Annotated in this window: 24 protein-coding genes, 20 tRNA genes, 2 rRNA genes and 1 riboswitch; of the genes, 39 read left to right on the forward strand and 7 right to left on the reverse strand. The window is 37.1% G+C overall.

Translation table 11 applies throughout. The features are described 5' to 3' along the window. The 22 genes from WAX74_RS05860 to WAX74_RS05965 all read left to right on the forward strand — a co-directional run. Positions 1 to 117, forward strand: a 23S ribosomal RNA gene (locus WAX74_RS05860); the annotation flags it as partial. Between the two features lie 126 nt (positions 118 to 243). Continuing rightward, positions 244 to 359: ribosomal RNA gene (gene rrf, locus WAX74_RS05865) — 5S ribosomal RNA — on the forward strand. A 44-nt stretch (positions 360 to 403) separates the two neighbouring features. Then, positions 404 to 479, forward strand: a tRNA-Val gene (locus WAX74_RS05870). 13 nt (positions 480 to 492) lie between these two features. Next, positions 493 to 568: transfer RNA gene (locus WAX74_RS05875), tRNA-Thr, on the forward strand. 6 nt (positions 569 to 574) lie between these two features. Beyond that, positions 575 to 647: transfer RNA gene (locus tag WAX74_RS05880), tRNA-Lys, on the forward strand. Between the two features lie 23 nt (positions 648 to 670). Further along, a tRNA-Leu gene (locus tag WAX74_RS05885) sits at positions 671 to 755 on the forward strand. Between the two features lie 17 nt (positions 756 to 772). Beyond that, positions 773 to 847: transfer RNA gene (locus WAX74_RS05890), tRNA-Gly, on the forward strand. A gap of 15 nt (positions 848 to 862) precedes the next feature. Further along, a tRNA-Leu gene (locus tag WAX74_RS05895) sits at positions 863 to 951 on the forward strand. An 18-nt stretch (positions 952 to 969) separates the two neighbouring features. After that, a tRNA-Arg gene (locus WAX74_RS05900) sits at positions 970 to 1046 on the forward strand. Between the two features lie 6 nt (positions 1047 to 1052). Continuing rightward, a tRNA-Pro gene (locus WAX74_RS05905) sits at positions 1053 to 1129 on the forward strand. 14 nt (positions 1130 to 1143) lie between these two features. Next, positions 1144 to 1219, forward strand: a tRNA-Ala gene (locus WAX74_RS05910). A gap of 23 nt (positions 1220 to 1242) precedes the next feature. Beyond that, a tRNA-Met gene (locus tag WAX74_RS05915) sits at positions 1243 to 1316 on the forward strand. Between the two features lie 6 nt (positions 1317 to 1322). After that, positions 1323 to 1399: transfer RNA gene (locus tag WAX74_RS05920), tRNA-Ile, on the forward strand. A 10-nt stretch (positions 1400 to 1409) separates the two neighbouring features. Beyond that, positions 1410 to 1502 (forward strand) — tRNA-Ser (locus WAX74_RS05925). Positions 1503 to 1546: 44 nt separating this feature from the next. Continuing rightward, a tRNA-Met gene (locus WAX74_RS05930) sits at positions 1547 to 1623 on the forward strand. A gap of 3 nt (positions 1624 to 1626) precedes the next feature. Further along, a tRNA-Asp gene (locus WAX74_RS05935) sits at positions 1627 to 1702 on the forward strand. Positions 1703 to 1845: 143 nt separating this feature from the next. Continuing rightward, a tRNA-Phe gene (locus WAX74_RS05940) sits at positions 1846 to 1921 on the forward strand. 6 nt (positions 1922 to 1927) lie between these two features. Beyond that, positions 1928 to 2001 (forward strand) — tRNA-Gly (locus WAX74_RS05945). 5 nt (positions 2002 to 2006) lie between these two features. Continuing rightward, positions 2007 to 2083: transfer RNA gene (locus tag WAX74_RS05950), tRNA-Ile, on the forward strand. A 4-nt stretch (positions 2084 to 2087) separates the two neighbouring features. Further along, positions 2088 to 2162 (forward strand) — tRNA-Asn (locus tag WAX74_RS05955). A 6-nt stretch (positions 2163 to 2168) separates the two neighbouring features. After that, a tRNA-Ser gene (locus WAX74_RS05960) sits at positions 2169 to 2259 on the forward strand. A 7-nt stretch (positions 2260 to 2266) separates the two neighbouring features. Continuing rightward, positions 2267 to 2338: transfer RNA gene (locus WAX74_RS05965), tRNA-Glu, on the forward strand. 506 nt (positions 2339 to 2844) lie between these two features. Here WAX74_RS05965 and WAX74_RS05970 read toward each other — a convergent pair. Next, positions 2845 to 3756: a 1,4-dihydroxy-2-naphthoate polyprenyltransferase gene (locus WAX74_RS05970; protein WP_336496745.1), complete on the reverse strand. Its 912-nt coding sequence runs from the start codon at positions 3754 to 3756 to the stop codon at positions 2845 to 2847. A gap of 155 nt (positions 3757 to 3911) precedes the next feature. Here WAX74_RS05970 and WAX74_RS05975 point away from each other — a divergent pair, with 155 nt between their 5' ends. From WAX74_RS05975 to WAX74_RS06000, 6 genes are all read left to right on the forward strand, one after another. Further along, positions 3912 to 5273 carry an isochorismate synthase gene (locus WAX74_RS05975; protein ID WP_336496746.1) on the forward strand — a complete coding sequence of 454 codons (1362 nt, stop codon included), beginning with the start codon at positions 3912 to 3914 and terminating at the stop codon, positions 5271 to 5273. Continuing rightward, positions 5266 to 6978 (forward strand): 2-succinyl-5-enolpyruvyl-6-hydroxy-3-cyclohexene-1-carboxylic-acid synthase, encoded by a 1713-nt coding sequence (gene menD, locus WAX74_RS05980; RefSeq protein WP_336496747.1) that lies wholly within the window; start codon positions 5266 to 5268, stop codon positions 6976 to 6978. The genes WAX74_RS05975 and menD overlap by 8 nt, the downstream gene beginning before the upstream one ends. Further along, positions 6966 to 7787 (forward strand): 2-succinyl-6-hydroxy-2,4-cyclohexadiene-1-carboxylate synthase, encoded by an 822-nt coding sequence (gene menH, locus WAX74_RS05985; RefSeq protein ID WP_336496748.1) that lies wholly within the window; start codon positions 6966 to 6968, stop codon positions 7785 to 7787. Before menD ends, menH begins: the two co-directional genes overlap by 13 nt. 2 nt (positions 7788 to 7789) lie before the next feature. Further along, complete coding sequence (gene menB, locus WAX74_RS05990; protein WP_336496749.1) at positions 7790 to 8608, forward strand: 1,4-dihydroxy-2-naphthoyl-CoA synthase; 819 nt, start codon at positions 7790 to 7792, stop codon at positions 8606 to 8608. A gap of 80 nt (positions 8609 to 8688) precedes the next feature. After that, positions 8689 to 10116 carry an o-succinylbenzoate--CoA ligase gene (locus WAX74_RS05995; protein ID WP_336496750.1) on the forward strand — a complete coding sequence of 476 codons (1428 nt, stop codon included), beginning with the start codon at positions 8689 to 8691 and terminating at the stop codon, positions 10114 to 10116. A 257-nt stretch (positions 10117 to 10373) separates the two neighbouring features. After that, positions 10374 to 10556 carry a hypothetical protein gene (locus WAX74_RS06000; RefSeq protein WP_336496751.1) on the forward strand — a complete coding sequence of 61 codons (183 nt, stop codon included), beginning with the start codon at positions 10374 to 10376 and terminating at the stop codon, positions 10554 to 10556. Positions 10557 to 10611: 55 nt separating this feature from the next. On the opposite strand, the gene WAX74_RS06005 is transcribed toward WAX74_RS06000, so the two are convergent. The 3 genes from WAX74_RS06005 to WAX74_RS06015 all read right to left on the reverse strand — a co-directional run bounded on the left by WAX74_RS06005 (position 10612) and on the right by WAX74_RS06015 (position 12060). Continuing rightward, the gene (locus tag WAX74_RS06005) at positions 10612 to 11601 is read right to left on the reverse strand and encodes a metal ABC transporter solute-binding protein, Zn/Mn family (RefSeq protein ID WP_336496752.1); all 990 of its coding nucleotides are present in this window, start codon (positions 11599 to 11601) and stop codon (positions 10612 to 10614) included. A gap of 99 nt (positions 11602 to 11700) precedes the next feature. Further along, positions 11701 to 11934 carry a membrane protein insertion efficiency factor YidD gene (yidD, locus tag WAX74_RS06010; RefSeq protein ID WP_336496753.1) on the reverse strand — a complete coding sequence of 78 codons (234 nt, stop codon included), beginning with the start codon at positions 11932 to 11934 and terminating at the stop codon, positions 11701 to 11703. A gap of 3 nt (positions 11935 to 11937) precedes the next feature. Beyond that, the gene (locus tag WAX74_RS06015; RefSeq protein ID WP_336496754.1) at positions 11938 to 12060 is read right to left on the reverse strand and encodes a hypothetical protein; all 123 of its coding nucleotides are present in this window, start codon (positions 12058 to 12060) and stop codon (positions 11938 to 11940) included. A gap of 101 nt (positions 12061 to 12161) precedes the next feature. Here WAX74_RS06015 and WAX74_RS06020 point away from each other — a divergent pair, with 101 nt between their 5' ends. The 8 genes from WAX74_RS06020 to WAX74_RS06055 all read left to right on the forward strand — a co-directional run bounded on the left by WAX74_RS06020 (position 12162) and on the right by WAX74_RS06055 (position 15866). Further along, complete coding sequence (locus WAX74_RS06020) at positions 12162 to 12611, forward strand: Dps family protein (protein ID WP_336496755.1); 450 nt, start codon at positions 12162 to 12164, stop codon at positions 12609 to 12611. 50 nt (positions 12612 to 12661) lie between these two features. Further along, entirely contained in the window at positions 12662 to 12841 is a 180-nt protein-coding gene (locus WAX74_RS06025) for a YjfB family protein (RefSeq protein WP_336496756.1), read from the forward strand. A gap of 73 nt (positions 12842 to 12914) precedes the next feature. After that, positions 12915 to 13247, forward strand: a complete 333-nt coding sequence (locus tag WAX74_RS06030) for a transposase (RefSeq protein WP_336496757.1) — start codon at positions 12915 to 12917, stop codon at positions 13245 to 13247. Further along, positions 13240 to 13410, forward strand: coding sequence for a hypothetical protein (locus WAX74_RS06035; protein ID WP_336496758.1), 171 nt, complete (start codon positions 13240 to 13242; stop codon positions 13408 to 13410). Before WAX74_RS06030 ends, WAX74_RS06035 begins: the two co-directional genes overlap by 8 nt. Positions 13411 to 13500: 90 nt before the next feature. Beyond that, entirely contained in the window at positions 13501 to 14145 is a 645-nt protein-coding gene (locus WAX74_RS06040) for a CPBP family intramembrane glutamic endopeptidase (protein ID WP_336496759.1), read from the forward strand. 28 nt (positions 14146 to 14173) lie between these two features. After that, positions 14174 to 14656, forward strand: coding sequence for an NUDIX domain-containing protein (locus WAX74_RS06045; protein WP_336496760.1), 483 nt, complete (start codon positions 14174 to 14176; stop codon positions 14654 to 14656). Further along, a complete protein-coding gene (locus tag WAX74_RS06050) occupies positions 14625 to 15413 on the forward strand; it encodes an alpha/beta hydrolase family protein (RefSeq protein ID WP_336496761.1) in 789 nt (262 codons plus the stop codon). The genes WAX74_RS06045 and WAX74_RS06050 overlap by 32 nt, the downstream gene beginning before the upstream one ends. Positions 15414 to 15416: 3 nt before the next feature. Next, entirely contained in the window at positions 15417 to 15866 is a 450-nt protein-coding gene (locus WAX74_RS06055) for a hypothetical protein (RefSeq protein WP_336496762.1), read from the forward strand. Positions 15867 to 15925: 59 nt separating this feature from the next. On the opposite strand, the gene pckA is transcribed toward WAX74_RS06055, so the two are convergent. Then, positions 15926 to 17512, reverse strand: a complete 1587-nt coding sequence (gene pckA / locus WAX74_RS06060) for a phosphoenolpyruvate carboxykinase (ATP) (protein WP_336496763.1) — start codon at positions 17510 to 17512, stop codon at positions 15926 to 15928. A gap of 196 nt (positions 17513 to 17708) precedes the next feature. Next, positions 17709 to 17822, forward strand: a riboswitch (SAM riboswitch). Between the two features lie 201 nt (positions 17823 to 18023). On the opposite strand from pckA, the gene metK reads away from it, so the two are divergent. Further along, positions 18024 to 19220 carry a methionine adenosyltransferase gene (gene metK, locus WAX74_RS06065; protein ID WP_336496764.1) on the forward strand — a complete coding sequence of 399 codons (1197 nt, stop codon included), beginning with the start codon at positions 18024 to 18026 and terminating at the stop codon, positions 19218 to 19220. A 997-nt stretch (positions 19221 to 20217) separates the two neighbouring features. On the opposite strand, the gene WAX74_RS06070 is transcribed toward metK, so the two are convergent. Further along, the gene (locus WAX74_RS06070; protein ID WP_336496765.1) at positions 20218 to 20730 is read right to left on the reverse strand and encodes a gamma carbonic anhydrase; all 513 of its coding nucleotides are present in this window, start codon (positions 20728 to 20730) and stop codon (positions 20218 to 20220) included. Between the two features lie 113 nt (positions 20731 to 20843). Between WAX74_RS06070 and WAX74_RS06075 the strand changes: the two genes are divergently transcribed. Both WAX74_RS06075 and WAX74_RS06080 read left to right on the forward strand, forming a co-directional pair. Continuing rightward, positions 20844 to 21635, forward strand: a complete 792-nt coding sequence (locus WAX74_RS06075) for an alpha/beta hydrolase (protein ID WP_336496766.1) — start codon at positions 20844 to 20846, stop codon at positions 21633 to 21635. A gap of 424 nt (positions 21636 to 22059) precedes the next feature. Next, complete coding sequence (locus WAX74_RS06080; protein WP_336496767.1) at positions 22060 to 23382, forward strand: NAD-dependent malic enzyme; 1323 nt, start codon at positions 22060 to 22062, stop codon at positions 23380 to 23382. Positions 23383 to 23399: 17 nt separating this feature from the next. On the opposite strand, the gene WAX74_RS06085 is transcribed toward WAX74_RS06080, so the two are convergent. Then, positions 23400 to 23945, reverse strand: a complete 546-nt coding sequence (locus WAX74_RS06085; RefSeq protein ID WP_413788931.1) for an isoprenylcysteine carboxyl methyltransferase family protein — start codon at positions 23943 to 23945, stop codon at positions 23400 to 23402. Position 23946: the final 1 nt, after the last annotated feature.

Genomic DNA, 23946 nt, shown 5'->3' on the forward strand with positions numbered 1-23946 from the left:
ATTTCCCATTACGCAAGTAAGTAAGATCCCTCAAAGACGATGAGGTAGATAGGTTCGGGGTGGAAGCGTGGCGACACGTGCAGCTGACGAATACTAATCGATCGAGGACTTAACCAAATATGAATTTGCATGCAATCAATGTCTTTTATCCAGTTTTGAAAGAATAAAAAATTTATTAAAAAAACACTTGTAAAATTCTACAGAGTTGTTATAATAAAACTTGTCTTTCAATAATAATTCAAGTCTAGTGATGATGGAGAAGAGGTCACACCCGTTCCCATACCGAACACGGAAGTTAAGCTCTTCATCGCCGATGGTAGTTGGGGGTCTCCCCCTGTGAGAGTAGGAAGTCGCTGGGCTTGCATTAAAAATACATAAGTATTTGATAATATTATATTACCCAGGAGGATTAGCTCAGCTGGGAGAGCATCTGCCTTACAAGCAGAGGGTCGGCGGTTCGAGCCCGTCATCCTCCACCATATTTTACTCTTCGCCGGAGTAGCTCAACTGGTAGAGCAACTGACTTGTAATCAGTAGGTTGAGGGTTCAAGTCCTTTCTCCGGCACCATTTTTAGAGCCATTAGCTCAGTTGGTAGAGCATCTGACTTTTAATCAGAGGGTCGTAGGTTCGAATCCTACATGGCTCATCACTTTTAAGTGAATAATGCATGCGGGTGTGGCGGAACTGGCAGACGCACTAGACTTAGGATCTAGCGCCGCAAGGCGTGGGGGTTCGACTCCCTTCACCCGCACCATTTAATTTAATAACCGAGCGGAAGTAGTTCAGTGGTAGAACACCACCTTGCCAAGGTGGGGGTCGCGAGTTCGAACCTCGTCTTCCGCTCCAAAGATTCATTTAAGTGCCGGGGTGGCGGAACTGGCAGACGCACAGGACTTAAAATCCTGCGGTAGGTGACTACCGTACCGGTTCGATTCCGGTCCTCGGCACCACTTTTATGAAAAAAAAAAGCGCCCGTAGCTCAATTGGATAGAGCGTCTGACTACGGATCAGAAGGTTGTGGGTTCGACTCCTGCCGGGCGCGCCATATAGACGGGAAGTAGCTCAGCTTGGTAGAGCACTTGGTTTGGGACCAAGGGGTCGCAGGTTCGAATCCTGTCTTCCCGACCAGTATTTATTAGAATGGGGCCTTAGCTCAGCTGGGAGAGCGCCTGCCTTGCACGCAGGAGGTCAGCGGTTCGATCCCGCTAGGCTCCACCATATTTTTATAAACTTAAAATCTTGGCGGCGTAGCTCAGCTGGCTAGAGCATTCGGTTCATACCCGAAAGGTCGTGGGTTCGACTCCCTCTGCCGCCATCTTAAGGACCTTTAGCTCAGTTGGTTAGAGCAGACGGCTCATAACCGTCCGGTCGCAGGTTCGAGTCCTGCAAGGTCCACCAACAATATTTCGGAGGAATACCCAAGTCTGGCTGAAGGGATCGGTCTTGAAAACCGACAGGCGGGTCATACCGCGCGGGGGTTCGAATCCCTCTTCCTCCTCCATTTTAAAATTGTTGATGAAAGATTTATTACTTAATTATTATTATCGCGGGGTGGAGCAGTTCGGTAGCTCGTCGGGCTCATAACCCGAAGGTCACAGGTTCAAATCCTGTCCCCGCAACCAAATGGTCCCGTGGTGTAGCGGTTAACATGCCTGCCTGTCACGCAGGAGATCGCCGGTTCGATCCCGGTCGGGACCGCCATTTATAAATTTGTTAGTTAGAGATTTAGGACAAGCAAGCAAATCGAGGAAGCAATCGAACGAAAGAAGGAGCGTACTCAAGTACGTGACTGAATGAGTGAGTGCAGCTGACAAAGAGTTGCGTAGCTTAGCGTAAATCGAAGAGGCTCAGTAGCTCAGTCGGTAGAGCAAAGGACTGAAAATCCTTGTGTCGGCGGTTCGATTCCGTCCTGAGCCACCATCTACTGCGGGTGTAGTTTAGTGGTAAAACCTCAGCCTTCCAAGCTGATGATGAGAGTTCGATTCTCTTCACCCGCTCCAATAATGGGCCTATAGCTCAGCTGGTTAGAGCGCACGCCTGATAAGCGTGAGGTCGATGGTTCGAGTCCATTTAGGCCCACCATTATTCCGAAGTAGCTCAGTGGTAGAGCAATCGGCTGTTAACCGATTGGTCGTAGGTTCGAGTCCTACCTTCGGAGCCATCATATGGGGAAGTACTCAAGTGGCTGAAGAGGCGCCCCTGCTAAGGGTGTAGGTCGGGCAACCGGCGCGAGGGTTCAAATCCCTCCTTCTCCGCCATATGTTTGGCCCCTTGGTCAAGCGGTTAAGACACCGCCCTTTCACGGCGGTAACACGGGTTCGAATCCCGTAGGGGTCATATTAAAAAGCATGTTTCCAATAAGGAAGCACGTTTTTTTTTGTATATTTTTCTATAAAAGCATTTCTTTTTTATTACAAGATAAATAGAATTTTTTAAATTTAATTAAATCATTTTTTAGATAGAGTTGGAGTGAGCAATATAAGAAATCATGTTAGATTTCTTGTTTCGGCTTAATAAAGTAGAAATTCTTAGTAAAACCTGGATAAAAAAGAAAGATGTTTATTTTTTAATGATTTAAGTAAGAGGAAGGGTTCAATTAGTAATTATGCCATAGGGATCCTCTTAATATAATATGAATATGGTGAGCTTTAAGCTTTGGCATATTGGGAATACGTTTCAATAAAACTTAGATTCCGATTATTGCACACGGTATATGGAATCTATTAGGTTCTTTTATGCCTACAATATTTTGATGTTTTAGACTTAGTATAAGGAATTAATAATAATATATAAAAATAAAAAGCAAGGAAGTCGTTAAACTTCCTTGCTTTAATCTATTCTGATTAGATTATATAACCTATAAGTAAGCCAATTCCAAGTAAGAAAACAAAAATTGTATTTGTAAGTGCTGTATCCTTCATTGCCAACCCAACTTCAAGATGATTTTCTTTCTCTCTAAATAGTTTTATGGCATGTATTGGTTTTTTAATACTTAACAGGACTAATAAAGCCCACGGAGTTACAGCTTGCAAAATAACTAACACAATAACCCAAAGATAGGACACGAGAAAGAAAGAAGCTAAAATAGTAATGGCATTTTTTCTTCCTACAAGAATAGCCATTGTTTTTCTGCCGCCTTTTTTGTCTTCAACAATATCTCGAATATTGTTAGAAAGCATGATTGCAGCTACAAGGAGTGCACTTGGTATCGATAAGATAATAGCAAAGCTTGGCACAGAACCTACTTGAATGAAAGTTGATATTAGCACTATAAGCATTCCCATCACAATACCACTAAAAAGTTCTCCAAATGGGGTATAGGCTATTGGATAAGGACCACCAGTATATAAATATCCAATTAGCATACTAATTCCACCAACGACTAATAATATCCAGGAAGTTTCGTAGCATATGTATATACCTAATAAGGCCGCAAATCCATATAACATTAATGCAAGCTGCAAAACAGTTTTAGGCTTTACTCCATTTCTGACGATTGCTCCTCCAATCCCGATGGACTCCTCACTGTCTAATCCACGTACAAAATCATAATATTCATTAAACATATTGGTAGCTGCCTGTATAAAAAGACATGCAAATAACATTGCTAAAAATAATAGCCAGTTAATATTTGTGTAATAAAGTGCAATCATCGTTCCTAAAAATACAGGAGCAAATGAAGCTGTTAATGTATGTGGTCTTGTTAATTTCCACCAAATTCGCCAACCACTATCGGCTTGAAGTTCATGAGACATAGGTTTTTCTCTCCTTTAAAAGAATCAATCTCAATTTTAGCATATATTCATTGCTAAATGTGTGCCGAAAACGGTAGAAAGATGTATGATTAAGGGTAGAGTATTTTAATAGATGATGAGTAAATCTTAAGCTTATTTATACGGAGGTAATATTTATGCCGAACACCACCGGTCAACAGAAGTCAACATTACGTTTTTATACAGAAACAATCGAAGTATCAAGATTATCAGCTCATGCATTTTTTGAAGCAGGAGATGAAAGTTATAAAGGAAAACGTTTTTTCTGGCAAAATAAAGAGAAGACTTTTACTTTAGTTGGTCTTGGTCATGCACATATACTTACGAATGAACTAGAAGGTAGCAGATATACTGACATTGCATCCAAATGGCAAGAGTTATGTGAAACATCATTAAAAGAGAAAGTAGATGTTTCTCCAATTCTTTTTGGTGGTTTCTCTTTTGATCCTAAAAATAACATTTCTTCTGAATGGGATACATTCCCGTCTAGTTTTTTTGCTGTTGCAACATTTCAGCTTGTCATTCGCAATGAACAAGCATTTGTAAGTGTTCATTACATAACAGATGAAGAAGATAGTACAGAAGCATTTGAGAGATTGCGAATTGAACGTGACGCTTTAATTCACACAGCGCAAGTAAAAGAATTAAAAGTTCACGAAAAACCTAATTTAATTGGACGAGAAGACCGACTTAAAGATGAATATTTGCAGGCTGTTGAGAATGTAACCAATCAAATTCGAAGCAATGAAGTTAATAAGGTAGTAATAGGTCGATCGCTAAAGCTTACTTTTGATAATAAGTTCTCCTCTTCCACAGCAATTTATAATGCATCATTAGAACAACCAGAAAGTTATTTATTTGGATTAGAGAAAGACGATAAAATCTTTTTTGGTGCGACACCGGAAAGATTAGTAAAAGTAGAAGGTGGACAAGTATTATCTGCAGGACTTGCGGGCTCTGTTAGACGTGGAAAAAATTCGATGGAAGATAAAGAACTTGGAGAAAGATTATTGGTAGACAGAAAAAACCTTGGAGAACATCAATTTGTAGTAGAGATGATACGAAAAGTTTTTAACCAATATTGTGAAGAAGTTAAGATTCCATCGAGACCAAAATTAATGAAAGTCAGAGATATCCAACATTTATTTACACCAGTTGAAGGGAAAATAAAAAAAGGAGCTTCCCTATTTGAATTTGTTGAGGCATTGCATCCTACACCTGCATTAGGGGGAGAACCACGGGAAAAGGCAGTAGATATTATTAGAGAAGCGGAAAAAATGAATCGTGGTTATTACGCAGCACCTATTGGTTGGATCAATACAGATGGTGATGGAGAATTCGCAGTTGGTATTCGTTCCGCATTAATAGAAAACGATCAGGCTTATTTATTTGCAGGCGGTGGAATTGTAGCAGAGTCTTCATCTTTAGAGGAATTTGAAGAAACCCGTGTGAAATTTCGACCGATGCTTCGAACACTTGGAGGAAATATGAATGAATAACAACACCTATTTGACATCTTATGTAAATCATTTTGTAGAAACGGTAAAACAGGCAGGCGTTAAAGATGTTGTTATTTGTCCAGGTTCAAGGTCAACGCCATTAGCTTATGGTTTTGCGAAAAGTGAAGGATTTGAATTTTATCGTCAAATTGATGAACGATCTGCTGCATTTTTTGCTTTAGGAATTGCAAAAGCAAAAAAATCCCCAGTCGTGTTACTTTGTACATCGGGAACTGCAGCAGCAAATTTCTTTCCGGCAATTGTTGAGGCTTATTATGCACGTATTCCGTTACTAGTAATTACAGCTGACAGACCACATGAATTAAGAGAAGTGGGTGCTCCTCAAGCAATTGATCAAATTCATTTATATGGAAAGCATGTGAAATGGACGGTTGACTTTCCAATTCCGGAGGATAATGAAGAAAATTTATCTTTTATAGAACGCCATATTCAACGTGCGATTACAACTTCTAAAGCTTCGCCAATGGGTCCGGTACATATAAATGTCCCATTCCGTGAGCCTCTTTTGATTAATATGGAGCAACAAGATTCATCGGTGCAGATCAGTAAGTCGGAAGTGGGGCAGCTAGTTCCTAGTCAAGAGTTTATTACTTGGTATAAAGAGCTGTTGCAAAAAGAAGATAAAGGTTTATTTATTGTTGGTGATTCTCTTTCAACAACAGAAGGTTTTTGGGATTTTGCAAGAACAGTTCAATGGCCAGTTTTAGCAGACCCATTATCTAATTTACGGAGTTCAGTTCCAGAGGATTGTATGCATTTATGTATCGATCAGTATGATGCCTTGCTAAAGGCAAACTCGTTTAGAGATAATGTTAATCCGAATGTTGTTATACGCTTTGGTGCACAGCCTGTTTCGAAACCACTTACTCAGTTTTTAAAGGCTTGTAAACCTAACGTTTTTATTGCAGTGGATGAAAGCACAATTTTCCGAGACTCACTACATATTGTAACGCATCATGCACAAGTTGAAGCTGCTTCATTATGGATACCAATTGAAGAAAAACAATGTTCTAGCTACTTAAAAGATTGGTCGAATGCAAATGATATTTCTACGAAACATGTTCAAGCATATTTGGAAATGGAAGAAGACGAAGGTGCGCTTGCAGCTACATTATTTGAGGCATTATCAGATGGCGTAGATTTATTTGCTAGTAGTAGTATGCCTATTCGAGATGTAGATACATTTTACAATAAAACATCGAAGAATATTCAGCTATATGCAAATCGAGGTACCAATGGAATAGACGGTGTTGTTTCAACCGCATTAGGCGTTCATGCAGCTACTAAGCGTCCAGGTTATTTGCTGATTGGTGATTTAGCTTTTCTACATGATGTGAATGGTTTAATCGTGAGTAGGTTCCAGCAAACGGATATAACTATTGTAGTGATGAACAATGATGGTGGGGGCATTTTCTCTTATTTGCCTCAATCAACGGAAACAAACTATTTTGAGCATCTTTTTGGAACACCAACAGGTCTAGAATTTCCACATATTGCAGCTATGTACGATGCACAATATAATGCAGTTCGTTCAAAAGATGAATTCCAAAAGGTGTTAAATGAACAAAAAGTAAAAGATATTCGCATTATTGAGATTTTTACAAATCGCCAAGTGAATACTGATACGCACCGTAAGCTATGGGATGCTATTTCGAAGGAGTTAGACTCGGTTTGGAAAGCGTAAATTTAATGATCCGAAATATAAAAATGCGTATAAAACGATATAATGCGGGAGCAAAAGAAAAGGTAGTATTTCTTCATGGGTTTACGGGTTCCAGTGATACTTGGGAAGAAGTAATCACATATCTTCCAACATCAATGGACATACTAACAGTGGATCTAATAGGTCACGGTCAAACTTCTAAGCCAAATGATTTTGGACGGTATTATGTGGAAGAGCAAATAGAAGACTTACACACCATATTTAATCAATTAGATTGGACACATTTCACACTTGTTGGGTACTCCATGGGAGGCCGTTTAGCGCTAGCCTATACTGCTAAATATCCAGTGGATAAATTGATACTAGAGAGTAGCTCACCAGGATTGGAATCTGAGGAAGAACGTATAAAGAGAAGGCATTCAGATAAAATGCTTGCTGCAAGTATTCTAAAAGATGGAATTAGTGCTTTTATAGAGTATTGGGAGAGCATACCTTTGTTTCATTCTCAAAAGAGTTTGCCTCTTGAAAAACAGGGATTAATTCGCAAAGAAAGATTAGCTGGATCCGAAATAGGTCTTTCAAATAGCTTAAGAGGATTTAGTACTGGGGTGCAACCATCCTATTGGAACAAGTTAAAAGATATGAAAACTTCAACCGTATTGCTTACTGGAGAGCTTGATCTAAAGTTTTATAATACAGCTAAAAAAATGCAAAAACTTCTTCCAAATTGTACGCATAAGCAAGTTAATAACGTTGGACATGCAATTCATGTGGAAAAACCTGAATTGTTTGCTACAATAGTAGAGGATATTATTTTAAAGGGGGACTAAAGATGACTCGTGAATGGACAACATTACATACATACGAAGACATCAAGTATGAGTTCTATAATGGAATCGCTAAAGTGACGATCAATCGTCCAGAAGTACGCAATGCGTTTCGTCCAAAAACTGTTATGGAACTTATAGACGCATTTTCACGTGCTCGTGATGATCAAAATATCGGAGTAATAATTTTGACTGGTGAAGGTGAGCACGCTTTCTGTTCAGGTGGAGACCAAAAAGTTCGCGGACATGGCGGATATGTTGGGGAAGACCAAATTCCTCGCTTGAATGTATTAGATTTACAACGCTTAATTCGTGTAATACCAAAACCAGTAGTAGCAATGGTAGCTGGATACGCAATTGGTGGAGGACATGTACTTCATGTAGTTTGTGACCTGACAATTGCTGCAGACAATGCAAGATTTGGTCAAACTGGACCAAGAGTTGGATCATTTGATGCTGGTTATGGCTCTGGTTATTTAGCTCGTATTGTAGGACATAAAAAAGCTCGAGAAATTTGGTTCTTATGTCGCCAGTATGACGCACAACAAGCGCTTGATATGGGCTTAGTAAACACTGTAGTACCATATGCACAATTAGAAGACGAAACGGTTCAATGGTGCAAGGAAATGTTAGAAATGAGTCCTACTGCGCTTCGTTTCTTGAAAGCTGCTATGAATGCAGATACAGACGGTTTAGCAGGTCTACAACAAATGGCAGGAGATGCAACACTTCTTTACTACACAACAGATGAAGCTAAAGAAGGTCGTGACGCATTTAAAGAAAAACGTAAACCAGATTTTGGTCAATTCCCACGTTTTCCATGATTTTTAATTGGAAAAATGAAAGCAATGAAGCTGTCCTATTCTAGGGCAGCTTTTTTCTCTAAAGGAGATGAAGGTAACCTATGTATCCCAATTTGCTATTAAAACGCGCTAGTTTAACCCCAAATCGTATTGCCTTAAGATTTGAGGGTAAAGAATGGACATTTGCTCAATTGAATGAGGATGCCATTTTATTTGCAAAAAAACTACATTCCAAAGGTGTATCACCTGGAATGAGAGTGGCAATCTTAGCATCATCTAACGCTAAGTTAGTAGTTGTATTACATGGCTGTATGCAGCTTGGTTGTGAGTTAGTTATGCTAAATGAACGTTTAACGGAGGAAGAATTAAGTTATCAATTACAAGATAGTAAAGCGGACTTTTTGTTAGTGGATTCGCTAGACAAAAGAAATTTAGCACATGAAAATCTTCTTTCCTTTGCAGATGTTGAATGCATAGAAGGAAATTCTTTTCAAATAGAAAAGGAATGGTCAAAAGATCGAACTATCACCATAATGTATACTTCTGGTACTACAGGCAAACCAAAAGGTGTACGACAATCGCTTGATAATCATGTAATGAGCGCTACTGGATCCGCTTTAAATTTAGGTGTACAACCAAATGATAGTTGGTTATGTACAGTTCCATTATTCCATATCAGTGGATTCTCTATTTTGATGAGATCAGTTTTGTATGGGATGACTGTCAGTCTTCATACTAAATTTGATGCTGAAAAAGCAGTAGAGGAAATCTTAGGAGGAAAGGTTACTGGAATGTCTCTTGTAGCTGTAATGCTGGAAAGAATAATTACAGTATTAGAGGAGAAAGGTTTAGCTTTCCCAAATACTTTTCAATCAATGCTTGTTGGTGGTGGACCAGTTCCATTAAACTATTTGGAAAGAGCAATAAAAAGAAAAATACCCGTTTTACAAACATATGGTATGACTGAAACAGCCTCTCAAACAACAACACTTTCAACCGAGGATGCTATTCGAAAATTGGGCTCCTCAGGAAAACCATTATTCTTTGCTGAAGTAAGCATAGATGGAGAGGAAGAAATAGGTGAAATTTGTATTAAGGGTCCTCATGTAACAAAAGGATATATTGGTGCTTCAGAATCGAAAAATCCATTAGTCGATGGTTGGCTTCATACAGGAGATATTGGTTATATAGATGACGAAGGATATTTGTATGTGTTGGACCGCCGTTCTGATTTAATTATTTCCGGTGGTGAAAATATTTATCCGGCGGAAGTAGAACAAGCTCTTACAAAACATCCTGGAGTAAGAGAAGCTGGAGTTGCAGGAAAACTAGATAATAAGTGGGGACAAGTTCCAATAGCATTTGTAGTTTTAAAAGAGAACGTGACGGAAGACGAATTAAAAAAATTCATGAAGACGCAAATTGCTTCTTATAAACAACCTGTACATTATTTCTTTGTCGATCAATTGCCTCGAAATGCCTCGAATAAGTTAATGCGTAGAGACCTGTTGAAGCTCGTGATTGAGTAGCCTATTCATATATATAAGCCTAAAGAAGGAAAAATTTAACCTGAAAAGACCGTTAATTTTCACATGAATTAACGGTCTTTTTTGATGAAAAAAATGAAGAAAAAAATTCCCTTGCACTATTTAATTTGGAACCTATTTACATTTCAACCGTATTAGATATAAGAAGAATGATTTGGGATTTTCATTTTTTATGGACTGATTGCAGGTTTGTTAGCTGTATATAAGAATATTAATGGGATAAAGGAGGTGTCGAAGAAATGTTATTTCTATTTATTTTAATTATAGGCGGTTTGTTAGTTTTGATTGGTTTTGGATATGACTATTTCATTCGGAAAGACTTTAAGGAAATGAAATCACCAAAAGTTAATCAAAATGTAGAAAACGCAAAAAGAGATGCAAAAACGGTGGAAAGTGCTAGTTTCAACGGATTCGGTGGTTAACAAATTCAAAATATTAAAAGCCCAAAGAAAAATTAATTTCTTTGAGCTTTTTTTATTATTGTAATGCAGTTCTCAATGTTTCTAAATTTTTGTTCATCAATGTGAAATAGGTTTCATTGTTATTAATGTCATCTTTGGATAGAACACCTAAATTGTGTAATACTAGGCTTTCAGCACCAACTTCTTTTTGAATTACTTCTGATAACTTGGAAGAGACATTTTGTTCGAACAAGATATACTTAATGTTTTTATCTTTTGCTAAGTCAATAATTTTTGTTAGCTCTTTTTGAGAAGGTTCGTCTTGTGAATTAAGACCTGCAACTGCCACTTGCTCTAAACCATAGGTATTAGAAATATAACCAAATGCTGAGTGTGAAACGAAAAATGTCTTATTCGGTGAGTTTTGTGCCATTTCACTATAATCCGCATCTAATTCTTGTAATTCTGTAATTAAACCGTCGTAGTTTTTTTCAAAAGCCTCTTTTTGTGAAGGAGCAGCTTCTATAAGAGAATCTTTAATAGAAAGTGCAAGATTTTGACTAATTTTTGGTGAAATCCAAACATGAGGATCTACCTTGCCATGATCGTGATCATCGTGCCCTTCTTGAGCATGTTCACTTGTTTCTTCCGATGCTTCGTCATGGTCGCTATGAGAGTCTTCTACTAATTGATCATCAGGAACTGAATCAATCGTTGCTACCATTTTTACATGCTCATTTGCTAATGTTTTCATCGCATTCTCAACAAATCCTTCTAAGCCTAGGCCTATATAGAAAAATAAGTCTGCATCAGCAAGAGACATCATATCTTTTTGAGTCGGTTCAAATGTGTGCTCGTTGGCACCAGCAGGATATATGGAGGAAACAGTTACTGCGTCTCCACCAATTCTTTCTGCAAAATATTGAAGAGGATAGACAGTCGTATAAATTTGTAATTCATCGCTCTTTTCTTGGGTAGTTGTTTCTTTGACAGTAGTATTATTTCCGCATGCTGCTATAAATAAAATCAGTAGAAATATTAAAAAAAGTAGAAGTGTCTTTTTCATTTGGTCATCCCCTAAATAGTAACGGTTACGTTTTAATGTTTTTGAACTTTTTAATCTTACAAGACATTATTAAAAAATGCAAGAAAAAAACCTTTGAAGTTATTTTTTCTTCAAAGGCCATTCATCAGGAACTGGATCAATACCACCTTCATGAAAGGGGTGACATTTAGAAATTCTTTTTACCGTTAAATATCCACCTTTAATGGCGCCGTGCTTTTGTACCGCTTCAACACCATAATGAGAGCATGTAGGATAAAATCGGCAACTTGGTCCTGTCAAAGGAGAGATAAATTTTTGATAGAAACGAAAAATCCCAATAATAATATATTTCATTGTTTATTCAGCGTCCTTTGGTTTTGCATCAATGACAGATGGCTTTTCATTCATCGCTATTTTATATAAAAAGGCAAATCCGAATATACTTAATAAAATTGCACAACCTAAAATCAAAAATACCATATTGTTTCACTCCAATGTACTATTCATTATGTTTATTGTAAGTAATTAAGTGGTATATGAAAAGTGATTACAACTATTTGTCTAAGGAGAGTGTCGGATTTATGTCAGCAGCATTAAATAAAGAATTAAATAAACAAGTAGCAACTTGGTCAGTATTGTATACCAAATTACACAATTTTCATTGGTATATAAAAGGCCCATCCTTTTTTACTTTACACGCAAAATTTGAAGAGTTATATAACGAAGCAACACTTAATATGGATGAAATTGCGGAACGACTTTTAACTCTAGGTGGTAATCCAGTTGCAACGTTAAAAGAACATTTAGAGCTTTCAGATGTAAAGGAAGCTACTAATCAGGAAACTGCCGATCAAATGGTAGAAGCAGTAGTAGCTGATTTTGATAAAATTATGAAGTCCCTAAAAAAGGGGATGGAAGAGGCAGCAAAAGATGAAGATGATATGACAGAAGATATTTTAAATGCTATTTATCAAAAAACAGAAAAACATCAATGGATGCTAAATGCATTTTTAGGTGATTCAAATAAATAAACATTTAATGAAAGTTTCCGATATTAAACTTGTATAAAGGAGGAATGAATATGGATATTAATTCCATTATGTCTTCGAAGTTAATCGAGCTACAACAGACCGTTCAAATGAGCGTATTAAAAAATGCAATGAACATGGAAACAGTAGCTGCTGTAGAACTATTAGAAAACATGCCTCAAACTTCTGCTCCACATCCTTATAAAGGGTCTGTTGTAGATATTCAAGTTTAATAAAAAAACATGTACCCAGGTGGTGCATGTTTTTTTAATTTGGAGACATACTTAACAAAAAGGATGTGTGCAAATGGATTTAAAGAAAGTGTATGTTTCAGTTTCACAACGGAGAGTTTTTATATATCCGGATGAATCTCCTTGGGAATATGAAATAGTAGCGGATCGTGAAATAATCCCTGTATTTCAGAAGCTTTTTGATCAATTAAGTGATGTAGAAAGAAGTAACTTTTGGAGAGCACATATTCCAATAAGATTATATCATTTAGATAAAGAAAACGATGAGTATGATAATAGAATGAAGAAATTATATGCGCTGATTCATGAATTTAGCAATGAAGAATCAAGAACACTAATAGAGTCACTTCCATATTTTAATGAAAGTAGGAGAGTATTCGTTGAGTAGCAAAAATGGTTATATCAAACGCAAAGGTAATGAAAATAATACGAACTATCGAAATGTAAGTTCCTTATTGAACCAATCCCCTCAGCTTAAATCGAAACAAAATATTGCTCAAAATAGAGAAGAAGGAAATGAACATTATAAACTTGACCAACAATCGGAATAGGAAGTGAAAAGACTTAGCAATGCTAAGTCTTTTTTTCATATTTATGCTAACATGGTTAAATAAGGGTACATACAAGTATTAGGAGGACCTATGTTAAAACATATTTTATTATTAATTGCTCCAACGATTATGATTTTTCTTGGGCTTGTTGTATTAAATAATGTCTTAATCACTTTTTTACTTTTTTACGGGTGGTTATTATTTATTCCTTTGGTAATCAGGTTTTGGGATAAAGAGAGTAGATATCGTATAATGCTACCTTTGTCCAAAAAATCTATTGTTGTTGGTATTATTAGCGGTTTAGTATGTTTGTTTTCCATCTATGGTTTTGTATCTTATTTTCCAGTTATCGATATTACACATTTGAAGATTTTATTAGAAGAATGGGATTTTTCAGGAACAAAGGTTATTTTATTTGTGCTCGTATTAATTCTCATCAATCCTTTTTTAGAAGAATTTTATTGGAGAGAATTTATTTATACTCGATTATTGAATGGGTTAGGCACTGTAATGTCTATCCTTATTACATCTTTGTTCTACAGTTTATATCATCTAATTATCGTTATCGAGATTTTTACTTTTCCTTTTAATGTGTTAGCGATACTGCCTGTTTTTTTAGCAGGAATCATGTGGGGGATATTTCGATATAAATTAAATGCTTTAACAGCCTCGATCATAAGTCATTGTTTAGCAGATATAGGAATTATGCTCGTATACTGGACTATTGTTGCATGAAGTATAAAAATAGTGAGGATTTGTTTAAATGATTTCATTTCTGGATTTAAATGGAAATCGAGTAGAATTGTCTTTTGAAAAAGATACTTTTTCTATTGAGGCAAGGCATGTATTAGTAATCGCCAAACATCAAAATAATTGGCTATTAACATTGCATCCAAAAAGGGGTATAGAGTTTCCAGGAGGGAAAGTGGAAGGGAAAGAATCCGTAATAGAAGCAGCTTTAAGAGAAACAATAGAAGAGACAAACGTTGAGATAAAAAATGTTGAGTGGTTTGCAGAATATCTTGTATATGAGGAGAAACCATTTTGTAAAGCTGTGTTTATTGCAGAGGTCGGGCATATTGAAGTTGAGAGCACAAACTTTGAAACAGACGGTGCACTTTGGTTAAGCACGGATGATTTATTACATAATAATAATTTAAGTTTTCATATGAGAGATGCTGGAATGAAAGCTATATTAGAAAAGGTGATTGCGCTTGAAGGAAAATGGAACAATCGAGAGTATTAGAAGTTATCCATCACCAAATCCGCGTATTATGCTAACTGAAATAACATATTGGTCATGCGGATACAGAGTAAAAGGAATGCTAGCGGAGCCTAAAAAAAGGGGCTCTTATGATGGCATCCTATATTGCAGGGGTGGTATGCAAAGTATTGGCATGGTAAGACCAGCCCGAATTGCACAAATTGCCTCGGAAGGTTTTATCGTATTTGCGCCATATTATCGTGGAAACCGCGGAGGGGAAGGGCGAGATGAATTTGCTGGTGAAGATAGATGGGATGCAGTTTATGCGGTAGATATATTAAAGCAATATTGTCATACTAATCGTATTCACTTATTTGCCTTTTCACGTGGCGGTATTATGGCTCTTTGGATTGCAATATTGCGAAATGATATTACTTCCATCGTAACGTGGGCTGGTGTTTCAGATATATTTTTAACTTATGATGAACGAACAGATATGAGAAGAATGATGAAACGAGTTATTGGAGGTACACCGACGAATAACGTAGAAGCCTACGACAATCGTAATGCTCTTACCCATATTCAAGATATAGGAGCAGCAACACTTATCATTCATGGTATGAAGGATTTGAATGTTTCATTTGAGCATGCAAAGGTTTTAGAAGAAGCATTAATAGGGAATAATAAAGTTGTAGAAAAATGGTATTACGAAGACTTCACACATTTCTTTCCAAGTAAAGTAAATCGACAAGTGGTGAAAGATGCGTGTGTATGGATGAAAACGCAGAAAGGGGTTTAATAGATGGGTAATATTGTTATAACCGGAGAAACAATCAGTACGAATGAAAAGTCTTCATTTGCAATGAATACAAGCTTTTGGATAGATCTTTGGGACAAGTATACAAATGAGTTTCATGAAGTAGTTATCCATTGTTGGAAGGAAGAGCTGGATGTCATTGAAGAGTTAAGTCCAAGGGCTGTTTCTGTTATGGACGAAGGATTGATAAAAGTGTTAACAATCAATTTAAATGAGGAAAACCGCCTATTCTTTAGAAATAGTTCAATCGATCTTAAAGGTGGTTTGAAATGGTTCAAGATGTTCTTTCATGTGGATGGAGATGAACGATTAGAAATAGGTCATTACGGTTCCGAAATTATATTGTATAAAGTGAACGAAGAAGTGGCAAATAACTTTGTATCCATCTTTTCTCCCTCCGTAATAACACATTATTATGACGACTATGCTGACTAAAAAAGAGGATGTCTCCAAATGAATGGGACATCCTCTTTACTTAATTAATTCAACAAGTATTAAGCTAAAGGTCCGCCTTTTAGCGTAATATCTTCTGATACTGTTCCGAACTTTTTAAAGTTTTCACAGAAAGCTTGAGCTAGCTCACTAGCTTTTTGATCATAAGCAGCTTTATCTTCCCAAGCATTACGTGGTACTAATACTTCAGAAGGGACACCTTCTACTTGTGTTGGAATTGCTAATCCAAATACCGCATCAGTTTCTGTTTCTACTTCATTTAGTTCACCTTCAATTGCAGCACGTACCATTGTACGAGTATATGAAAGCTTCATACGGCTTCCAACCCCGTATTCTCCACCAGTCCAACCGGTGTTAACTAAAAATACTTGTGCACCGTGCTCATCGATTTTCTTCCCTAGCATTTCTGCATAAACTGTTGCATGCAATGGAAGGAATGGAGAACCGAAGCAAGTAGAGAATGCTGGTTGTGGAGAAGTAATTCCACGCTCAGTTCCTGCAAGTTTAGAAGTGAATCCACTTAAGAAGTGGTACATTGCTTGTTCTTTCGTTAATTTACTGATTGGAGGCAATACGCCAAAAGCATCAGCAGTTAAGAAAATAATTGTATTTGGGTGACCCGCTACAGAAGGATCTACAATATTATCGATATATTGAATTGGGTATGCAGCACGTGTATTCTCAGTTAAAGAATTATCAGCATAATTAGCGATACGTGTTTCAGAATCTACTACAACGTTTTCTAAAACCGTTCCAAATGTAATCGCGTCAAAAATTTGAGGCTCATTTTCACGAGTTAGGTCGATACATTTAGCGTAGCATCCACCTTCAATGTTAAATACTCCATTGTCTGACCAACCGTGTTCATCATCACCAATCAACTTACGTCCAGCGTCAGCAGAAAGTGTTGTTTTTCCTGTTCCTGAAAGACCAAAGAATAATGCTACATCACCATCTTCACCAACGTTTGCAGAACAGTGCATAGGTAAAATATTTGCTTCTGGCAGTAAATAGTTCATAATAGAGAATATAGATTTTTTCATTTCACCAGCATATTCAGTACCGCCGATTAATACAATGCGTTTTTCCATTGAGACGATAATAAATGTTTCGGAATTTGTTCCGTCTATAGAAGGATCTGCCTTAAAGTTTGGCGCACTTACAATAGTAAAATCTGCTTTGTGGTTTACAAGTTCTTCTTCTGAAGGGCGAATGAATAATTGATGTGCAAAAAGGTTGTGCCATGCATACTCATTTACTACTTGAATACCTAAACGTGACTCTTTATCAGCACCAGCGAATCCTTTAAATACAAATAGTTCTTCTTGTTCTGCAAGGTATTTTGTTACTTTTTTATATAATGATTCGAAAATTTCAGAAGAAATTGGTTGGTTCACAGGACCCCAATCGATTTTGTCTCTTGAAATAGGTTCATCAACAATATACTTATCTTGTGGAGAACGACCTGTATATTTACCTGTTTCTGCTTTCACTGCTCCTGTAGATGTTAAAACAGCCTCGCCTCTTGATGTTGCTTTTTCCACAAGTTGCGGTACTGATAATTGAATGTTTACATTCTCTCCAGTTAACAATTCGTTCAGTTCACTCACAGTATCGATTGAATTCATATAGTATATACCATCCTTTTTATTGTTTTCCCTATAATAGTAAAGGGATATATCATTCATATGTGAAATAGTATAACACATTTGACTAAATAGTCTACACTAATCAACTGATTATTTTTTGTTTGTGAATAAATTGTCAACAAATAAATGTTGACATGAAGTGACAAAATACGTATGATGATAAATTGAACGGATACTCTTATCCCGAGCTGGTGGAGGGGTCAGGCCCTATGAAACCCGGCAACCTGTAATTTTTCTATTGCAAAGGTGCCCAACCTGAGACAAGGTGAGATTCCTTGATTGATAAGAGTGAAAGGTGCTTATGATATTAATAGCCTTTCCTCATGTAAACATACGTGAGTGAGAGGTTTTTTTTATAACATCGCCCTTTATCCTTGTGTGCCAAGTCCGAAACGGCTTCAAGTTTAATCTATTTGAAATGGCTTGACATGGGAATGAGTACCGTATCAATTCTTGAGAGAAATCTCGCAGGATATAGGAGGAATATTCTATGACACAACGCAGATTATTTACATCTGAATCAGTTACAGAAGGGCATCCAGATAAAATTTGTGATCAAATTTCAGATGCAATTCTAGATGCAATTCTTACAGAAGATCCAAACGCACGTGTTGCTTGTGAAACAACAGTGACTACTGGATTAGTATTAGTTGCAGGGGAAATTACAACATCTACTTATGTAGATATTCCAAAAGTAGTTCGTTCTACTATTAAAGAAATTGGTTATACTCGTGCAAAATACGGTTTTGACTCAGAAACATCTGCAGTTTTAACTGCTATAGATGAGCAATCGGCTGATATTGCACAAGGGGTGGATCAAGCTTTAGAAGCGCGCGAAGGATCTATGACAGATTCTGATATTGAAGCTATTGGAGCAGGAGACCAAGGTTTAATGTTTGGTTATGCATGTAATGAAACACCTGAACTTATGCCACTTCCAATTAGTTTAGCTCATCAGTTGGCTCGTCGTTTAGCAGACGTTCGTAAAGACGAAACATTAAACTATTTACGTCCAGACGGCAAAACACAAGTAACTGTGGAGTATGATGAAAATAACAATCCTGTTCATATTGATACAATTGTTATTTCAACTCAGCATCATCCGGAAGTAACGTTAGAACAAATTCAAAAAGATCTAAAAGAATTAGTAATCAATCCAATTGTTCCTGCTAATTTAATTGATGAAAATACAAAATATTTCATTAACCCTACTGGTCGATTCGTAATTGGTGGTCCACAAGGTGATGCAGGTTTAACAGGTCGTAAAATTATTGTAGATACTTACGGTGGATATGCTCGTCATGGTGGCGGTGCATTCTCTGGTAAGGATCCAACAAAAGTTGACCGTTCGGCTGCGTATGCTGCTCGTTATGTTGCAAAAAACATAGTTGCTGCAGGACTTGCTGATCGTTGTGAAGTACAGCTTGCTTATGCAATTGGTGTTGCACAGCCTGTATCAATCGCAATAGATACTTTTGGTACTGGAAAAATCGAAGAGGCAAAATTAGTTTCACATATTCGTGAATTGTTTGACCTTCGTCCAGCAGGTATTATTAAAATGCTAGATCTTCGTCGTCCAATTTACAAGCAAACTGCTGCTTATGGACATTTTGGTCGTACTGATATTGACGCACCATGGGAAAGAACAGATAAAGCAGACTTATTAAAACAAAAAGCTGGTTTATAAGAAATAAATGAAGAAGAGGCTTCCTTTTATATAGGAAAGCCTCTTCTTTGTGTTTGAATTTATAATAGTGAGTTTTTAATGAATTATTAGAAGGCGCACATCCTGGAAACATCCTTTTTTACAGTATTAATTTAATAAAGAAATTAACGCTAGATTCTCTATTCTAGACTTATGATTGTCAAAAAAATAAATAGAATCTACTTTACTTAATTTTAAGAGCGACACTTGCATTCGCGCCTTGCGAGCCGCATGACGTGCCGTATGAGACAGCGAAATGCGCTAGCGCATACAGCGGCTCATGCGGACGTGCGGCCAGCGCGAATGCAGATAGATGAGTGTCACCTTTCAAATCCTTGATTATCACCGTGAACTAAATAACAGCACGGATATAGATCAGTTACTCGGATGTGCGCTTGCCGCACGCTACGCATGAGCCTCCGCAGGATGAGTCGCTCCTACGTCGCTCCCACATCCTTTACGTGGTCTCATTCTTCGCGCTCTTGCGGCTTGTAAGGCGCACATCCTAGAAATTCCGATGTAGAACATTTTAAAAATAAAATGATACAGGATCCGCTATTCCAAACATTTAGATACGCATATAGTAGCTACTAACGGATGTGCGCTTGCCGCACGCTACGCATGAGCCTTCGCAGGATAAGTAGCTCCTACATCGCTCCTACGTCCTTTACGGGGTATCATTCTTCGCGCTCTTGTGACTATAAAGCGTACATCCTAAAACATCCAATGATACAGTACCAATAAAAAGAGTGAATACAGAATCTGCATTTCGATATTATTTATTGTCGAACATTTAATAGAACGTCATTTATAATTATCAAGAGAAGACACCTGCATTCGCCACTTGCGAGCAGCATGACGTGCCATATGAGACAGCGAAATGCGCTAGCTCATGCGAACGTGCGGCCAGCGCAAATGCAGATAATTGAGTGTCACCTTTCAAATCTTTGCTAATCACAAAGAAGTTAAAAAATTAAGCTTATTTTTGTAGGGATTTATAATATTGCCCTTTTTCAACGTATTCACGAATGATACGTTGGACGTCTTTTTTGTCTTCATCTGTTAGCTCGCGAACAACTCGTGCGGGACTGCCCATAGCAAGTGTGTTTGGTGGGATTTTCTTACCTTGGGTAACTAAACTTCCAGCACCAATAAATGCACCTTCACCAATTTCCGCTCCGTCTAGTATTATTGAGCCCATTCCAACCAATGCACCTTTTCGAATCGTACAGCTATGTAAAGTTACTTGGTGTCCAATAGTTACTTCATCTTCGATAACTAGAGGGGTATTGGGGCTTTGGTGTAAACAACATAAATCTTGGATACTCACTCTTCGTCCAATAATCGTAGGAGCAACGTCACCTCTGATTACCGTATTAAACCAAATTGTAGACTCTTGTCCGATTGTCACATCACCTGTAATTGTGACATAATCAGCGATGAATGCAGATTCATCAATTGATGGATTTTTGCCTTTAAATGGATAAATCAATATGCTCACGCTCCTTATATAAATAGAATATAATTAATGTTATCAAATGAAAAAAAATAATCAAACATATAGAAGTACACATTCTGTATAAATAAAAACAAGAGGTGATGTTCATGTGGAAATGGGAAGCAGAAGAAAAACCTAAAGCAGTAGTTGTCATTGTTCATAGTGCATATGAACATCATAGAAGATATGCTTGGTTAATAGAAAAATTTAGAAGTTCTAACTGTCATATTGTGATGGGGGACTTACCAGGACATGGTGAACAGACAAGAGGAAAACAAATACATAATGAATCATTTGATCATTATAAAGATTATATAACTTCTGCTTTACAAGTAGCAGTTTCTTATAACCTACCTATATTTATACTAGGGCATGGACTTGGAGCAACCCTACTTATTAAAGTGTTGCATAAATTACAAATAGAATATGCTGGTGTCATTTTAACCTCTCCTTGGATACATCTAAAAAAACAACCTTCTAAATGGACGAATGCACTAGCAAAGTTACCTTTACAACAAAAGATTAACCATGATATACAGCTAAAGGAATTAACGAGAAATTACGATATTTATCAACAATTTTTAAACGACCCGACATATCATACAATCGTTTCAAATGCTTGGTACATAGAACTACAATTACTTATGAAAAGTATCTTGCAATCAACCGAATCAATACCAAATGTTCCCGTATTATTAATGACAGCTGAACGCGATAAGATTGCTGATACCACATCCGCTGCAGCGTGGCTTAAAAAGCAAGACCTCACTGAGTATCAATATAAATCGTGGAAAAATTGTTTTCATGACTTATTTCAGGAGCCGGAAAGGGAAGAGATATTTGAGTATTCTCATGCCTTTATTAATAATGTTTTAAGGTCTATTGGTTATATTGTTTGATAATTTATATAAAGTCAGATTTTTATATAATTTTATTAGATTTTGACTTTGTTAAAGATCCTGGCGTTATCCTATGTTACGAATCTATTAGTAATAAGTACAAAGTTTCAAAAACATGATTATATACATCATACTGTGATGTAATGAATACGAAACTTTAACCGCAGGTGTTATCAGGATGTGCGCCTTACACGCCGCATGAGCGTGAAGAATGAGACTCCGCGTAAGGGTATGGGAGTGAGTGAAACGAACGACGCACCCTGCGTTGGCTCATTTCTAGGGTGCGGAAAGCGCTCGTCCGTATGGTTTGCATTATAGTGTCTATTAGAGTTGTTATGAAGAACATTAATAAATGAATCTACATTTATTAATCTTTTTTATGTTATAATTTATGATTGAAAGAGCTAAAGTTAGGAGAATATACATGCAAAACCAACATATTATTCGAAATTTTATAGTTGAGACACCTTCTAAACCCGGAAATTTTGCGAAAGTAGCAACAGCAATAGGAATGGCGGAAGGGGATATTGGTGATATTACGACGTTAAAAAGTGGTGCTTTAACAACAGTTCGCGATATTTCAATCACCTATAAATCTGAAGAGCAATTACAAGAAATTATTTCTAATATTGAAGCCATCGGGAATGGTGTTAAGATTCATGCAGTTACAGATGATGTACTGAAAGCTCATGAAGGTGGAAAAATCGCAATGAAGAGCCAACTTGATGTGCGCTCATTAGGAGATTTACAAAGAATTTATACACCAGGTGTTGCAAGTGTTTGTATGGAAATTGTACATAATCCGGAGAAAGCAAATTATTTTACATCCATCGGGAGTTCAGTAGCAATCGTAACTGATGGTACAGCTATTTTAGGTTTAGGTAATATTGGTTCAGTTGCCGGTATGCCTGTTATGGAAGGGAAAGCAGTTCTATTAGATCAATTTGTTGGTTTAAGCGGAATACCTATATTGTTAAATACAAGCGATCCCGATGAAATTGTCGAAACTGTAAAACATATTCATCAAGGTTTTGGTGCAATACTACTTGAGGACATTGGATCTCCTCATTGCTTTGAAATTGAAGAGCGTCTAAAAGCGGAACTTCCTATTCCAGTAATGCATGATGATCAGCATGGGACGGCTGTTGTTGCTCTTGCTGCGATATTATCTGCGTGTAAAGCAACTGGAGTTGATCCAAAGACTGCTGTAGTCGGTCAAATTGGACTTGGTGCAGCTGGACTAGCTATTTGCCGTATGTTGATGGCTTATGGAGTAGAAGAAGTGTATGGATTGGATCGTCAAGAAGAGGCTCAAAATCGATTGATTAAATATGGTGGCCAAACGATCGCTTCATTAGAAGAGCTTATGGAAACTTGTGATATTATAATTGCAACTACAGGAGTTTCAGGATTAATTAAACCTGAAATGGTAAGAAAAGATCAAATTATTTTAGCTCTATCTAATCCAAATCCAGAGATTCTACCATCTACTGCAATTGCGGCAGGAGCTGCCTTCGCAGCGGACGGTCGCTCTGTTAATAATGTTATTGGCTTCCCTGGGATATTTAAAGGAGCTTTAGATGCAGGTGCAAAGAAAATTACTTATACGATGTTAATTGCAGCAGCACAAGCTATAGTAGAACATACAAAACCGGGTGAGTTAATACCCAACCCTCTTGACCCTAGGGTACATCATTTAGTGGCAAGAGCAGTTGAAGAAGCAGCGAATAAAGAAATGAAAAGATAAATAAAAGAAGATTTCGGTTAGGAAGCCGAAATCTTCTTTTTAAATTCTTCATTATAATTAGTAGCTTCACTTAAAGCATTTTCTTCCAAAGGTATTCGAACTGAGAGCATAGCAAGATTCAAAAGAGTGAAACAAAGAGCTGTCAAATATGCTTGAAACATTAGTGGCAACAGTACTATTTCAATACATACAACTACATAATTTGGATGTTTGATAAAGAGGTATGGTCCCTTTGAAACAACATTGGCACCAGGCAAAATAATTATTTTCGTATTCCAAAAAGTACCCAAAGTTGCTAAACACCAAATACGTAAACATTGCACAAATAAAAAAATTAGCAAAAATAAAGGGAATAAAGGAGAAATGCCTCGCTCAAAAATTAAAACTTCTGCAATTAAGCTAACAAAAAAGCTGATGTGAAGAGCCACCATATATGGATAGTGAGAAGCACCTACTTCATAAGCACCTTGCGCAAGCATTTTTTTTTCATTTCGTTTAGCTATAAAAACTTCCGTTAATCTTTGAATTATCACTAGAGAAATAATAATGTAAAATAACAACATG

This window comes from Psychrobacillus mangrovi, from assembly GCF_037104765.1.
Taxonomy (GTDB): domain Bacteria; phylum Bacillota; class Bacilli; order Bacillales_A; family Planococcaceae; genus Psychrobacillus; species Psychrobacillus mangrovi.

Coding starts and splice junctions, on each gene's coding strand:
- WAX74_RS05970 (WP_336496745.1), bottom strand. CDS start 3,756: ATGTCTCATGAACTTCAAGCCGATAGTGGTTGGCGAATTTGGTGGAAA.
- WAX74_RS05975 (WP_336496746.1), top strand. CDS start 3,912: ATGCCGAACACCACCGGTCAACAGAAGTCAACATTACGTTTTTATACA.
- menD (WP_336496747.1), top strand. CDS start 5,266: ATGAATAACAACACCTATTTGACATCTTATGTAAATCATTTTGTAGAA.
- menB (WP_336496749.1), top strand. CDS start 7,790: ATGACTCGTGAATGGACAACATTACATACATACGAAGACATCAAGTAT.
- WAX74_RS05995 (WP_336496750.1), top strand. CDS start 8,689: ATGTATCCCAATTTGCTATTAAAACGCGCTAGTTTAACCCCAAATCGT.
- WAX74_RS06000 (WP_336496751.1), top strand. CDS start 10,374: ATGTTATTTCTATTTATTTTAATTATAGGCGGTTTGTTAGTTTTGATT.
- WAX74_RS06005 (WP_336496752.1), bottom strand. CDS start 11,601: ATGAAAAAGACACTTCTACTTTTTTTAATATTTCTACTGATTTTATTT.
- yidD (WP_336496753.1), bottom strand. CDS start 11,934: ATGAAATATATTATTATTGGGATTTTTCGTTTCTATCAAAAATTTATC.
- WAX74_RS06015 (WP_336496754.1), bottom strand. CDS start 12,060: ATGGTATTTTTGATTTTAGGTTGTGCAATTTTATTAAGTATATTCGGA.
- WAX74_RS06020 (WP_336496755.1), top strand. CDS start 12,162: ATGTCAGCAGCATTAAATAAAGAATTAAATAAACAAGTAGCAACTTGG.
- WAX74_RS06025 (WP_336496756.1), top strand. CDS start 12,662: ATGGATATTAATTCCATTATGTCTTCGAAGTTAATCGAGCTACAACAG.
- WAX74_RS06030 (WP_336496757.1), top strand. CDS start 12,915: ATGGATTTAAAGAAAGTGTATGTTTCAGTTTCACAACGGAGAGTTTTT.
- WAX74_RS06040 (WP_336496759.1), top strand. CDS start 13,501: ATGTTAAAACATATTTTATTATTAATTGCTCCAACGATTATGATTTTT.
- WAX74_RS06045 (WP_336496760.1), top strand. CDS start 14,174: ATGATTTCATTTCTGGATTTAAATGGAAATCGAGTAGAATTGTCTTTT.
- WAX74_RS06055 (WP_336496762.1), top strand. CDS start 15,417: ATGGGTAATATTGTTATAACCGGAGAAACAATCAGTACGAATGAAAAG.
- pckA (WP_336496763.1), bottom strand. CDS start 17,512: ATGAATTCAATCGATACTGTGAGTGAACTGAACGAATTGTTAACTGGA.
- metK (WP_336496764.1), top strand. CDS start 18,024: ATGACACAACGCAGATTATTTACATCTGAATCAGTTACAGAAGGGCAT.
- WAX74_RS06075 (WP_336496766.1), top strand. CDS start 20,844: ATGTGGAAATGGGAAGCAGAAGAAAAACCTAAAGCAGTAGTTGTCATT.
- WAX74_RS06080 (WP_336496767.1), top strand. CDS start 22,060: ATGCAAAACCAACATATTATTCGAAATTTTATAGTTGAGACACCTTCT.
- WAX74_RS06085 (WP_413788931.1), bottom strand. CDS start 23,945: ATGTTGTTATTTTACATTATTATTTCTCTAGTGATAATTCAAAGATTA.